At 63.0% G+C, this 12,541-nt stretch carries 12 protein-coding genes; 4 read left to right on the top strand and 8 right to left on the bottom strand.

Annotated features, from left to right (window positions below):
* Position 1 precedes the first annotated feature (1 nt).
* The 5 genes from RI444_RS01450 to RI444_RS01430 all read right to left on the bottom strand — a co-directional run bounded on the left by RI444_RS01450 (position 2) and on the right by RI444_RS01430 (position 5,814).
* On the bottom strand, positions 2-1,492 hold the full coding sequence (locus RI444_RS01450; protein ID WP_021471252.1) for an aldehyde dehydrogenase (NADP(+)): 1,491 nt from the start codon (positions 1,490-1,492) through the stop codon (positions 2-4).
* Positions 1,493-1,543: 51 nt separating this feature from the next.
* Positions 1,544-2,731, bottom strand: a complete 1,188-nt coding sequence (locus RI444_RS01445; protein WP_062094688.1) for a mandelate racemase/muconate lactonizing enzyme family protein — start codon at positions 2,729-2,731, stop codon at positions 1,544-1,546.
* A 10-nt stretch (positions 2,732-2,741) separates the two neighbouring features.
* Complete coding sequence (locus RI444_RS01440; protein ID WP_069696039.1) at positions 2,742-3,575, bottom strand: carbohydrate ABC transporter permease; 834 nt, start codon at positions 3,573-3,575, stop codon at positions 2,742-2,744.
* On the bottom strand, positions 3,572-4,447 hold the full coding sequence (locus tag RI444_RS01435; RefSeq protein ID WP_062094684.1) for a carbohydrate ABC transporter permease: 876 nt from the start codon (positions 4,445-4,447) through the stop codon (positions 3,572-3,574). The genes RI444_RS01440 and RI444_RS01435 overlap by 4 nt, the downstream gene beginning before the upstream one ends.
* A gap of 107 nt (positions 4,448-4,554) precedes the next feature.
* The gene (locus tag RI444_RS01430) at positions 4,555-5,814 is read right to left on the bottom strand and encodes an ABC transporter substrate-binding protein (protein WP_207605231.1); all 1,260 of its coding nucleotides are present in this window, start codon (positions 5,812-5,814) and stop codon (positions 4,555-4,557) included.
* Between the two features lie 110 nt (positions 5,815-5,924).
* On the opposite strand from RI444_RS01430, the gene RI444_RS01425 reads away from it, so the two are divergent.
* Positions 5,925-6,665 (top strand): FadR/GntR family transcriptional regulator, encoded by a 741-nt coding sequence (locus tag RI444_RS01425; protein ID WP_021471257.1) that lies wholly within the window; start codon positions 5,925-5,927, stop codon positions 6,663-6,665.
* Positions 6,666-6,682: 17 nt separating this feature from the next.
* Here RI444_RS01425 and RI444_RS01420 read toward each other — a convergent pair whose 3' ends face one another.
* A complete protein-coding gene (locus RI444_RS01420) occupies positions 6,683-8,092 on the bottom strand; it encodes a PLP-dependent aminotransferase family protein (RefSeq protein ID WP_207605232.1) in 1,410 nt (469 codons plus the stop codon).
* Here RI444_RS01420 and RI444_RS01415 point away from each other — a divergent pair.
* Together RI444_RS01415 and RI444_RS01410 are read left to right on the top strand one after the other, a co-directional pair.
* On the top strand, positions 8,091-9,023 hold the full coding sequence (locus RI444_RS01415) for a DMT family transporter (protein WP_207605233.1): 933 nt from the start codon (positions 8,091-8,093) through the stop codon (positions 9,021-9,023). The two genes, RI444_RS01420 and RI444_RS01415, sit on opposite strands and share 2 nt — an antisense overlap.
* A gap of 22 nt (positions 9,024-9,045) precedes the next feature.
* Complete coding sequence (locus RI444_RS01410; RefSeq protein WP_207605234.1) at positions 9,046-9,669, top strand: FMN-binding negative transcriptional regulator; 624 nt, start codon at positions 9,046-9,048, stop codon at positions 9,667-9,669.
* Between the two features lie 57 nt (positions 9,670-9,726).
* Here RI444_RS01410 and RI444_RS01405 read toward each other — a convergent pair whose 3' ends face one another.
* Complete coding sequence (locus tag RI444_RS01405; protein WP_207605828.1) at positions 9,727-10,242, bottom strand: GNAT family N-acetyltransferase; 516 nt, start codon at positions 10,240-10,242, stop codon at positions 9,727-9,729.
* Between the two features lie 211 nt (positions 10,243-10,453).
* Here RI444_RS01405 and RI444_RS01400 point away from each other — a divergent pair, with 211 nt between their 5' ends.
* Positions 10,454-11,497, top strand: coding sequence for an FUSC family protein (locus RI444_RS01400; RefSeq protein WP_021471262.1), 1,044 nt, complete (start codon positions 10,454-10,456; stop codon positions 11,495-11,497).
* A gap of 206 nt (positions 11,498-11,703) precedes the next feature.
* Here RI444_RS01400 and RI444_RS01395 read toward each other — a convergent pair whose 3' ends face one another.
* Positions 11,704-12,489, bottom strand: coding sequence for an SDR family NAD(P)-dependent oxidoreductase (locus tag RI444_RS01395; RefSeq protein ID WP_021471263.1), 786 nt, complete (start codon positions 12,487-12,489; stop codon positions 11,704-11,706).
* Positions 12,490-12,541 lie beyond the last annotated feature (52 nt).

The raw sequence follows: 12,541 nt of genomic DNA, 5'->3' as shown, positions 1-12,541 counted from the left end.
CTTATTCACTGACTTTTCCTTCCGGGATTGGTGAATCCCAAGCTCCATCCACCCGGCGCCGGATCCGCCACGGATTGTCATCACGCAACGGTGCCGGCAGTTGGGACGGCGGGAAGGAATCGTAGGCCACAGCCCGCATGAACCGAGCGATCGCCGCCGTTCCCACGGACGTGGTGGTTGCCGTGGTGGCCGGGTAGGGTCCGCCATGGTGCTGTGCATAGCTCACCGTCACACCTGTGGGCCAGGCGTTCCACAGCAACCGGCCGCAGCGTTCCCGCAGAGTGGACAGCAGATCCGAGACGTCTTCGTGGGGTTCGGCATGAACGGTGCCGGTCAGTTGCCCCACCATTAATCCTGCCAGGGAGACCAGGTCATCACCTGGGTGATACTCCACTACTACCGCAGCCGGTCCGAACATCTCCTGTTCAAGGATTCCGGGATGTTTGCGGACGTGATCAGCCGTGGTCTTCAGGATAGTAGGGTGGGGCGCCTCGGAATCGTCCCCTGCCAACAGCACGTCTACGCCGGGTGCGGCCCGCACGGTTTCCACGGCCCGATCGAAGCCTTCCCGCAGTCTGGGGCTAAGGAGCGGGCGGCGCGGCTTGCCTGCGACTTCCCGATTGAGAATGTCAGAGACGTCATCACCGTTGCCGGTTAAGGCGGAGGAGTACCCCGGGACAAAGAGAAGCCCAGGTTTGGTGCAGAATTGGCCCATCCCCATAGTGAACGACGACGCGAAACCGGCCAGGATCTCATCGCGGCGCAACTTCCAAGCAGCTTCAGTGACGAACACAGGGTTGATGCTGCCCAGTTCTCCGTAGAAAGGGATGGGTGTGGAACGTCGTGCCGCACGGTCGAACAGCGCCCTTCCTCCGGCGGTGGAACCAGTGAAGCCAATAGCCTTTACCAACGGGTGGTCCACCAGGCATTCAGCTGCCGCCCGTCCGATGATGGTGGAGAAAAGCCCCTGCGGAGCACCCACCGATTCCAACGCTTCCTCCACGATCGCACCTGTGCGCAGGGCAAGCTGCAGGTGGCCTTCGTGGATCTTATGCACCACTGCACACCCGGCGGCGAGCGCAGATGCACTGTCTCCACCCATGACGCTGAACGCGAAGGGGAAGTTGGAGGCCCCGAATACGCCTACGACGCCCAGAGGCACGGAGACGCGACGGATATCCGGCCGCGGACCCATCCCCCACGTCGGATCGGCGTGGTCGATGGTTGCGTCCAGGTGTTCTCCCCGGACGACCTCCTCCGCGAACAACCGTAGTTGGAAGACGGACCTCTTGAGCTCGAAGGAAAGCCTTCCCTCGTCCAAGTGGGTTTCTTCTTGTCCCAGGGCCACCAGCTCATCTGCATTCGCTTCCAATGCAGCGGCGATGCCCCTTAACCATGCGGCACGCGTGCCCGGGTCGATGTCCCTTGCTTGTTCGTAGGCCGCGTGGGCGGCGGTGGTCCTGGTGTTTGTTTCCTCGACTGTGGTGAACATTGTCCCTCCTTCCACGATTTCTTTTTGGGCTTGCATGTAATCGCTTGCCACCTAGCCCACCGGGGTGGTTTCGAGGTTGAAGAAAGACCTCGCGTCCGGAGGACGGATGTCCGCAACCGCATCGGTGAAAATGCGCATGGGGTGTGGTGTGTAAGGGTGTTCCGCGATGGCGTCGAAGTCGAGTTCGATGCCCAGACCAGGTCCTTCCGGGATGAGGACGTCGCCGTCCTCAGTCAGCGTCAGCCGTTCACTGGAAATTTCGCTTCGCCACGGCACGTCAGTGGCCATGATTTCCAAGTAGCGGAAGTTCGGCACCATGGCGCCGAGCTGCAACGTGGCGGCCGTGCTGAGAGGTCCGCTGGGGTTGTGCGGGGCGAAGGGAATGTACTGGGAGGCAGCAAGCGTGGCGATGAATTGCAGTTCCATCAGTCCACCGGCATGCGTGACGTCCGGCTGTACGTAGTCAACGGCGTGCCGGCCCAATGCCGGCACGAACGTGCTCCGTCCGATCCAACGTTCCCCCGCAGCGATGGGCACGGGAGACTTGGAACGGATCTCCACGAGGGAATCGATCCCGTCAGGCGGGCACGGTTCTTCGAAGAACACGGGGTTGAATTGTTCGAGTTCGCGGGCCACCCTGATAGCGGTCGGAACGTCGAACCTGCCGTGCCCCTCGATGAACAGTTCGACGTCGTCCCCCACCGCCGCCCGTACGGCGGCCACTGGTTCCAGCATCCGTTTCAGGTCCCGGGGTTCGAGGGTGAGATCTGCTGCTTCAAACGGATCCCATTTGAGGCCCCGGAACCCTTGTCCGATGGTCTGCACGGCGGCCTCGGCAAAGTCTTCCGGGGTGCGGGCTCCGGAAAACCACCCGTTGGCATAGGCCCGTACCCTATCGCGGACCTGGCCGCCGAGCATGCGATGAACCGGCACCCCGAGTGCACGGGCAGAGACATCCCACATTGCCATTTCCAATGCGCTCAAGGCGGTCATGGAAACGGGCCCGCCCCGCCAGTAGGCATCTCTGTTGAGCTGGTAGATCGTTTCCGTGATGCGGGTTGGATCTTTGCCTCGAACCGCATCCGCGAGGACAGCCACGGCACCCACCACGGCGTGCTCCTGTCCTTCAAGGGTCGCCTCGGCTACTCCAGTAATTCCTTCGTCGGTGCTGAGCCTGACGAAAATAAGGTTTGTCCGATAAAAATCGACAACTACGGTATCGAGGTTGGTTATTTTCATAAGTGAGTCTTTATCCCTTAACCGCGCCGGCAGTCATGCCGCTGACGACGTATCTCTGTGCAAAAAGGTAAAAAGCGACTGCGGGCAGCGTGAACAGCAGACCGACCGCCATGATGCTTTGGATAGAGGTGTCCTGCTCCCCGATGAAGCCGGCCACGCCAACCGAGGCCGGTTGCAATGACTTGTCGAAGACGAACGTGACCGCAAAGACGTATTCGTTCCAGGCGCTGAAGAACGCGATGACGGCAGCGGCGGCGATTGCCGGCGCGATGAGCGGCAGGATGATGCGGAACAGTACCGTGGGCGGGTTGCTTCCATCCACGCGTGCAGCCTCGTCGAGATCCCGCGGAACTCCGTCAATGGCTCCCTTCAGAATCAAAGCCACCACTGGCAGGGCGAAGGCTGTGTCCGCAAGGATAAGACCGTGCAAGGAATTCAGCAGGTCAAATCTGCGGAATACGGCGAACAGTGGAACCACCAACAGCGCTTCCGGAAGCATCTGCGTGAAAAGCAAGGCGAGGCCAACAGTTGCTTTCCCCCTGAAGCCAAACCGGGACAGCGCATAGCCCAAGGGCACACCCAAGGCGATGGACAGTACGGTAGTGCCCGCGGCAACGACGAGGCTGTTGGTGAGCCATCCGACAACCTGGCCGTCAGCCAGGGCTTCGCTGAAAACGTTGAGTCGGGAGAAGTCCGGAAGCAGGTTGATCGATGGGCCGAACAGGTCTTGATCAGATGTCAGTGCCGTGACGAACATCCAGTAGACCGGGAAGATAGCGAGCCCCAAGACAACCAGGACGGCCAGCATGCGTGCAGTCACGCCAAGGTGTAAGCGGCGCATCATGCCTCCTTAGCGGCCGCACGTGCGACCAGTCGACTACCGATAATGACGATGAGGGAGATGACGATGCCCACCATCCCGATCGCGGCGGCTGTGCCGAGTTGCTTTGACTCGAATGCCTGCGAATAGAGGTCGATAACAAGGGTCCGGGTGGAACCCAGGGGCCCACCGCGCGTCATGAGCCAGATCAGCTCGAATCGCCGCAGAGACCAGATGGTCATAAGTACGGCCACCAAGCCGATGGTCGGTTTCAGCACCTGCCAGGTGACCACGCGGAAGATCATCCAGCGCCCTGCGCCGTCAACTTGCGCTGCTTCGACGAGTTCCTGCGGCACACTTTGCAGCGCAGAGAGCAGGACGACGGCAACAAACGGGACCAACTGCCAGATAGTGGTCATGAGAATGGCCGCGAGAGCCAGGCTGGGATTATCCAGGACGCCGTTCTCGCCTGTGTCTATCCCCAAGCCTTTCAACACCCGGGTAAGGAGGCCGAATTGCGGGTTGAACATCCACACCGCTATCAGCGCCACGGCGATTCCGGGAGCAGCCCACGGCACGGTGACCAAGGACCGGGCCACTGCCCGGCCCGGGAACCTGCCGTTCAACAGGAGAGCCACTACCAACCCCAGTCCCACCGACCCGACAACGCAAGCGGTGACATACAGAAGGGTGGTGAGCAGGGTCTGCCGGAACGACGGGTCCCCGAGAACGGACTGGTAGTTCGCCAGGCCGACCCAAACGTTCAGGGTCGGGTTAAGCAGCGTTGTCCGGGTGAAACTTAGCCAGACTTCCTGCAGGAGCGGGAAGAGCTGGAAGATGCCGATGTAGAGGACAGCCGGGGCAAGGAAAAGATACGGTGTCCACGGACTGCCCACCGCGCTCCTGCGCCGGCGCTTGCGTGGGGACGGGGAAGCGGGTTTGGAAGTGTTCCCGGGCCCCGGGGACCGCGACAGCAGACGCGGTCCCCCTTTTTGGCCGCTCATTACCTAACCAGCTCCTCGGCCTGCTTCTGGGCCTTCTCCATGGCGGTCTTCATGTCCTGCTGGCCCTGAAGGGAAGAAAGCACCTCAGTGACAACAATGCGGCGGATGTCCGCGGTCTGGGGACCGAAGCCGTTGACGATCTGCGGAACACCGGACTCGGTCAGCTTGTCCAATTCGGGGAGGAACGGGTATTTCTCCAGGCTCTCGGCGCTGCGTTCGGTGGGCGTGGCCACGCTGCTGGCACCCAGCACTTCCTGAAGCTTGACCTGCTGCTCGGGGTTCAGGATCCACTGGATGAAGTCGAGGGCGGCGTCCTTGTGCTTGCTGTTCGCGTTGATGACGATCGGGGCCAGCAGGGAACCCTGTTTCTTCTCAGGGAACGGGATCCGGGCAACGCTGAAATTCAGTGCCGGGTTGGCTGACTTGGTAGCGGTCACGTAGCCGCCGTTGTTGAGCTCCATTCCAACCTTGCCGTTGGCGAACATCTTGCGGAAGGTGGCCGCATCCGCGCCCTTGGGAATGACGTTGGCGTCGTAAAGCTCCTTGTATTTTTCCAGTCCTTCAATCACCTTGGGCGAATCCAGGGTGAGCTTCCCGCCGTCGGACCAGTCACCGCCGAAACCGAGCACGTAGTTGTAGATGTCCTGCCACACACCTGCTTCTTCTGCCTGAGTCTGACGGAAGGCGAGGCCGTACACGTCACCCTTGGTGGTGGCCTTGGCCGTTTGCATGAACTCGTCAAAGGTTTTGGGAGCCTCGGGGATGAGGTCCTTGTTGTAGAACATGCCGTAGTTGGAGTTCTCGAAGACAACGCCGTAGCGGTGGCCGTCGACGTTCAGGTACTTGTCCGGCCCGGCAATCAAGTTGAGCTTGGACGCGTCGATCTTGTCGTCCAGGGGCTCGAGCAGGGCAGAAGCTGCTGCCGTGGAGAACTCGGGCATATCAAAACGCACCAAGTCCGGACCTTCTCCACCGCCCATTTGTGTCAGGACGGTCTGGCCGAAGGTCGGGTAAGGGACCGAAGCAGCCTGGACGGTTACCGTACTCTGGCTCGCGTTGTACTCATCGATGAGCTTTTGCAAGCCCGGTCCGCGGCCCGGGTCCCCGAGGGTGGAGGCGGCGAAGGTGATGGTCGCCGGCTGCGGGGAGCCGGAGTTATTCGCCTGGGATGGCGAGCAACCAACAAGAACGGTGGCTCCCACTGCAACGGTGGCGAGGACAGAGAAGGTCTTCGCGCGGCGGTTGGGTCGAAATGGCATAGCTACTCCTTCGTATGCATCTTTCCGTGAGACGCAGCCCACATATTTGAGTATTATTACTAATAATAGGTATAAAGGCAATAGTCAGGTTGAAGGGGTAGGGTACCGCTATGACAAACCTGCACACCGAGCTGGTAGACATGCTCGGGCTACGCATCGTGCGCGGAGACTACCCTCCGGGTACGCGCATCGATGTGGACTCCCTGGAGCCGGAATTCGGAGTCAGCAAAACGGCGATGCGGGAAGCGCTGCGAGTGATCCGGGAAAAGGGCTTGATCGATTCGTGGCCGCGCCGCGGAACAATCGTCAATGACCGGAAGTCATGGAAGCTGCTGGACAGCGACGTGATTAAATGGCGCCGCGCAGCCCGGCGCGATGACGACCGCCTCCTGGCCGAACTCTCCCAGTTGAGAGATGTCATAGAGCCGGCCGCGGCAAAGCTTGCTGCACGGTTCAGGAAACCTGAGGACCTGGAAGCCCTTGAGAAGGCATTTGCCGAATTCGAAGCCTCAGGCCGCGATGTTGAACGGCTCGCCGCAGCGGACCATGACTTTCACCTGAGCCTGCTTCGGGCAACCCACAATGAACTGATGATGCGCCTCGACGTTGTGATCGTGCACGCACTGAGCGCCCGGAACCGCATCCAGCATCACCCGGGAGGTCACTGGCTGGACCCGGTACCGGACCACAGGTCCATCCTGGATGCCATCAAAAAGGGTGATCCGGAAGCGGCCGAGGCCGCAATGCGGTACGCGATCCGCGAATCCGACGTTGATTTGAGGAGCGGCGAACCGGAGTTCGAATCGCCCTTGGATTTTCCTGGCCTGGATACAGACCTGCATACCCGATAGCGCGAAACGACCCCAAACTACCTCTGCCGCTTCAGCGCCCCACCGATAATTCGCACCCCTTCCGGGAACGCTCCCGGGTTGGGCCCGGCATAGTTGAGCCGGACATACGGCCCTTCGGGTTCGGCAGGGAACCACTCGGTACCTGCGGCGATCAGGACACCGGCTGCCTCGCAATCCTTGGTGAGGCGTTCGGCGTCGACCCCGTCCGGAAGCCGCAACCAGAGGTTCAGGCCGCCCTTGGGCAGGTGCGGCAGATGGGCCTCCGGGATGTGTTCGCTGAGGCTGGTGGCCAGAAGATCCCGCCGCGACTGCAGCTGGGCCGAGACTCCCCGGAGGTGGGTTTGCCACCCGGGCTGGGTGACGACGTCGAGCGCGGCCGCCTGCAGGAGGCCGCTGACATACATTGATTCGGCGGCCTGCGCGGTAAGGATCCGCTCCCGGGCCGGGCCGCGGGCGACCACCGCCGCCACGCGGATGGACGGGGACACGCTCTTGGTTAGCGAACGGATGTAGAGAACGTGCCCTGAGTCGTCCTTCGCGGCTACCGGTACGGATGGGGCGGTGATCCCGAAGTCGTGGGCCCAGTCGTCCTCCACAAGGAAAGCGCCATGGGCCCGCACCACGTCCAGGACTTCCTCGCCGCGCCGAACCGACCACTGGGCACCGGTTGGGTTCGCGAAGTTGGGTTGGGCGTAGAACATGCGGGCGCCCGTCTCTTCGAAAGCACGGGACAGCTGTGCGGGGTCAGGACCGTCCGGCCCGCTCGGTACCGGGACCACGCGGACACCCGCCTGCGCGGCCGCAAGCAACGCGCCCCAATAGCTGGGCGACTCCACCAGCAGCGGCTGGCCGTGACCCACCAGGCCGCGGAAGATCGAGCTCAGGCCGCTTTGGCTTCCGGGAAGCACGACGACGTCGCCGGGCTGGGGCGGCGTCACGCCAACCGGCGTTGAGGTACTAAGCTCCTGCGCGAACCACGACTGCAGCTCCGGCAGACCCGCGACGGGCGGCCTGGACAACGCGGCCTCGCCACGCGCCGCACGCGTCAGTGCCGAACGAACCAGCCTCTCTGGGAGGAGCTCACGCGCCGGGTACCCGGAGTGGAAAGCAATCACATCATTGGACGCACTGCGCATCGCAGCGGTGTTGGTTAGCCTGGGTGCCTGGAGCGCGCCAAGGGCAGCCGTCTGCCACGCATAATCCACCGGACGCGCGGTGCGGTAGGCGCGGACGAACGTTCCAACGCCGGGACGGCTCTCGATAAGCCCTTGGGCGGTGAGTGTCCTCAGTGCCTTTTGTACTGTCACAGGGCTCGCTTGGTACTCCGCCACGAGTTGGCGGGTAGAAGGCATTCGGGCCCCGGGGGCGGCTGCGGCAATCCACTCTTTCAGTCGCGAGACTATCCGTGAACTGCTATCGTTGTTCATGAACCATAATAGTAGCGCTACTCTCATTCAGTCGCCAGCGTTACCCACGCCAACCGCATCCGGAATTTGGTGGGGGCTTGTGGGCGTGTTCGCCTTCTCCTTCACGGTTCCCTTCACACGGGTGGCCGTGGATGGGATGTCGCCCCTGTTCATTGGAGCCGGCCGGGCAGTCATAGCCGCCGTCCTTGCTGCCGCTGCCTTGGCAATCACCAAGCAACGCTTTCCCCAAGGCATGCAGTGGTTGCGCCTGGCAGTAGTAGCCGGCGGAATCGTGGCCGGGTTCCCGCTACTCACCACCTTTGCCCTGACCAGCACTTCCGCGAGCCACGGCGCGGTGGTCATTGCCCTTCTCCCGGCAGCAACAGCGACCGTGGCCGTCATGCGGGGACGCGAACGTCCGAGGCCCCTGTTCTGGGTGCTCACGGGGGTGGGCGTGGTGGCCGCAGTGGTTTTCGCCCTGGCGCAGTCGGGCGGCTTTGAGTCACTTCACTGGGCTGACCTTCTCCTGCTCGGAGCCGTTGTAGCCGCCGCTATCGGCTACGCGGAAGGCGGCCTGTTGGCCCGCGAACTGGGTTCGTGGCAGACCATCTCCTGGGCCCTGGTGGTGGCGTCCCCGGTCATGATCCTGTTGACAGCCATGTCGCTGGCGTCTGGCTTCCCTTCCACGACGCCGGCCGGATGGGCGGCCTTTGCCTATTTAGGCGTGGTCAGCATGTTCCTCGGCTTCTTCGCCTGGTACCGCGGGCTTGCCATCGGACCCATGGCCCAAGTCAGCCAGATCCAGTTGGTACAGCCCGTCATGACCATCGCGTGGGCAGCTCTCCTGCTCGGCGAGTCCCTCACCCTGACCACCGTCATCGGCGGTCTCATGGTGATCCTCTGCGCAGCTGCCGCCGTGCGCGTGAGGCTCGCGCCGCCGTCGCGCCCCTAACCCAAGCCGAAAGGACACTTCCATGTACACCCCCGCCCACTTCGCCGCTTCCGAAGAGGCCATTGAGGCGCTGCTCCGCAACTCCGGGGCCGCGAACCTCGTGACCATGACACCGGACGGCCTGCTCGCCACGCTCCTGCCTTTCATCTACGACCCCTCCGTTGGGGACCACGGCGCCCTGCAAACCCACATGGCGCGCAACAATCCCCAATGGTCAACGCCGGTGACGGGTGAGGCGTTGATGATCCTTCAAGGTCCGGACGCCTACATCTCCCCCTCCTGGTACGCCTCCAAGGCCGAGCATGGACGGGTGGTTCCCACGTGGAACTACTCCACCGCCCACGTCTACGGCCGGCTGGTGATCCATGACGACGGCGAGTGGCTGGGAAAGCACGTCCGGCAGCTTTCGGATCACCACGAGTCGGCGATGGCACGTCCCTGGTCGGTGGACGAAGCACCGCAGCGCTTCATTGCCGGGCAGCTGAAGGCGATAGTCGGCGTCGAACTTGTGATGACGCGCGTGGAGGCGAAAGCGAAACTCAGCCAAAACCGGACGCCGGCTGATGTGGAAGGCGTCATCGCCGGACTCCGGTCGGTAGGCGACGCTGCCAGCGCAGCCGACGTTGAGCGGGCACGGAACTCATAGACTCGGCAATGAGGCGTCCAGGAGTGGCCAAGGCGCATTCGCCTGCGGTGGCGGAGCCTACGCGGGCGGGACCACCGGGCGCCACATCGCCACCCGCGGCCAGCGCGTCAGTCCCAACTCCGCCTCATGCTCCATCAGGCGGGTGAGCTCCGGGCCCCACCGTCCGGCGTCGAACACCTCAAAACCGAGGCGGCGATAGTACGGCGCGTTCCAAGGAACGTCCCGGAAGGTGCTGAGGGTCTGCCGGTGCATGCCGTGGCCCCTCGCCCAAACCCGGGCGGCATGGAGCAGTTCCCGGCCGATGCCTTGGTGGGCCTGGTCCGGGTGGACACTCACCTGTTCCACATGGGCGTTTCCGTCCACCACGTCCACAAGGATGTAGGCCACGGGGTAGTCGAGGCCGTCGACGTAAACCCAGGCCCGTCCCGCAGAGACATACTCCTGCAACACGTCCACGGGAAAGGGTTCGTCGTCGGCAATCTGGTCCATGCCCAAGGAACGGAAGGCCTCCCCCGCGGCGCGCTCAATGGTCTGCAGCTGCCCGAGGTCATCCGAATGCGCCAGCCGGATCATCGGCCCGGATCCGGTGTTGCAGGGGCCTGCCACGACATGGTGGAGCGGGTTCTGCAGACGAAAGCTACGGGCATATCTCGATCTTTCCAGATTCCTCTGACAGTCCTTGCTACGCGTTGTGACCGGGCTTATGGCAGCTCGCGCGGCAATCCTGATAATTTTCGGACGTGAGCCTTTAGCCCACAAGCCCTTGATGATTGGTGGTGTTCCCATGTCCGTGTTCATGACGCACGCCCGGGAACTTCACCGGATCGGTCCGGCGAACAACGACAGGCTATCGGCCGTACGCGTCGGGCTCAGCGTGGTTGTGCCTGGACTCTTCCTCATTGCCATCGGCCGGCCCGAGCTCATGATGTACGCGGTGTTCGGTGCCTTGACAGGCATGTACGGACGCAATGAATCGCACCAACTTCGGCTCAGGCACCAAGCACAGGCGGCGCTCTTGCTGGTGGGCGGGTTGTCCATCGGCACCTTCCTGTCCGTCAACCATATTCATTCGTGGTGGCTCGTGCTCGTGGCTACGCTTTTCGCGGGGGCCGGCTCTTTCTTCTGTGATGCCGCGAAGCTAAGGCCCGTAGGACCGTTCTTCGGAATCCTTGCCTTGGGCGCCTGCGCCTCGGTGCCGACCAGCGTTCCATTTACGACGGCGGTGCTCATCGGTGCTGCCTCGGCAGCGTTCTCGATCGTGGTTGGCTTTGCGGGGTGGTTGCGAACCCGCTCATGGGAACGGGGTGCGGTCCGGGACGTACCACTGTTGCGCGGGCCTCTACGGCAGTCAGCCCTGGTCCATGCGACGCGCTACGTCCTTGCAGTCAGCGCGGCCGGGGTTTGCGGCGTACTCAGTGGCAGCGGCCACCCGCACTGGGCCATGGCAGCAGCGGCCGTCCCGCTGGCCGGTGCCGATCTGCCAAGCCGGGTCCACCGGGGCATCCACAGGATCGTGGGGACGTTCCTCGGCTTGGGGGTGGTCGCCGTCGTGCTTTTCCCGAGTCCGGTGTCGCCGCTTCAGTACTTCCCAAGCCACGGCCCGGTGGTACTCGCGGTGATCGTGATGTTATGCCAGTTCCCCACCGAGCTGTTCATGGCCAGGCACTACGGCTGGGCCATGGTGTTCTTCACCCCCGTAATCCTGCTGATCGCGCAGCTGGCGGCACCCATGGATCCGGGAGTGCTGGTGCTGGAGCGGGCCGTTGAGACGTTCGTGGGAGCGGTCATCGGAATTGCCGTTGCCGTGGTGGTGCAGCGGCGGCGCTAAACCGACTCCGTTGTCAGTCACGTCACGGACGTCTGGCACTGTTCCCTGCTCAAGCGCTGCAGAAATCGCTTCCGGAGAAGGCAGAGCCAAAGAACTTTGGACTATTCGGCGCTGCCCCGCAGTCGCCCCAACATGCTCTGGACCACTTCAAGGGGCGATGCCCAAAATGTCCCACTTCATGTGGGGCATTTACCAGCTTTGGGCCGTTAGTCCTCCGTCTTCGCCGGGCGCCTCGGCGGGCCTGCGGTCAGCTTTGCCGGGAGGACGCGCGCGAAGAAGGTGACCACCTTGTACCTCCGCGTCGGGATGGACACAGCTTTGCCTTTGGCGTTGTCCTCGAGGCCTTCACGAACCACCCGCTCGGCCTTCAGCCAGAGGAATCGCGGCGCCACGGACTTATCCATGCCCATGCGATCGTGAAACTCCGTGTGGGTGAACCCCGGGCAGACTGCGGTGACCTGTACGCCTGACTTTGCATAAGCGGTGTTCGCCCAGCGGCTGAATGTCACCTGCCAGGCTTTGGCCGCGGAATAGCTGCCCCGGTTGGCGAAGGCCGCCACGCTGGCCACGTTGATGATCCGGCCCTTGCCCCGCGCCAACATGACCTCAAGGACGGCGTGGCATAGCTCCATGGGAGTCTGGACGTGGAGGCGCAAGTGCGCCCGCTCTTCCTCAAGATCGTTGTCCTCGAACGACTTCAAGAGCCCGATCCCCGCGTTGTTCACCAGCACGTCCACGGGCCTGCTTGCGTCCCGCAGGCGGTCCGCCACTGCGGAAACCCCGACGTCGGAGGTCAGGTCCGCCGGCAACACCTCCACCGAGATACTGAAGTCGCGCTCGAGTTCCTCGGCCTTGGCTTTGAGTCGCTCTTCATCGCGGGCAACCAGGACCAGATGGTGCCCGGCTTCGGCAAGCTCGCGGGCGAACTCCGCGCCCAGGCCGGCGGTGGCTCCGGTGACAAGGGCAGTGAGTTCGTTGGCTCGAGTGGTCATGGCCCTACCCTAGCGTCCCGCAACTCCTCCGCCACCCCACCGAGTTGACACT

Source organism: Paenarthrobacter sp. AT5 (genome assembly GCF_032764245.1).
GTDB classification, from domain to species: Bacteria; Actinomycetota; Actinomycetes; order Actinomycetales; family Micrococcaceae; genus Arthrobacter; species Arthrobacter ureafaciens.
Note: the sequence above shows the minus strand (reverse complement) of the source record. Positions and strands in the feature narration are given on the sequence as shown.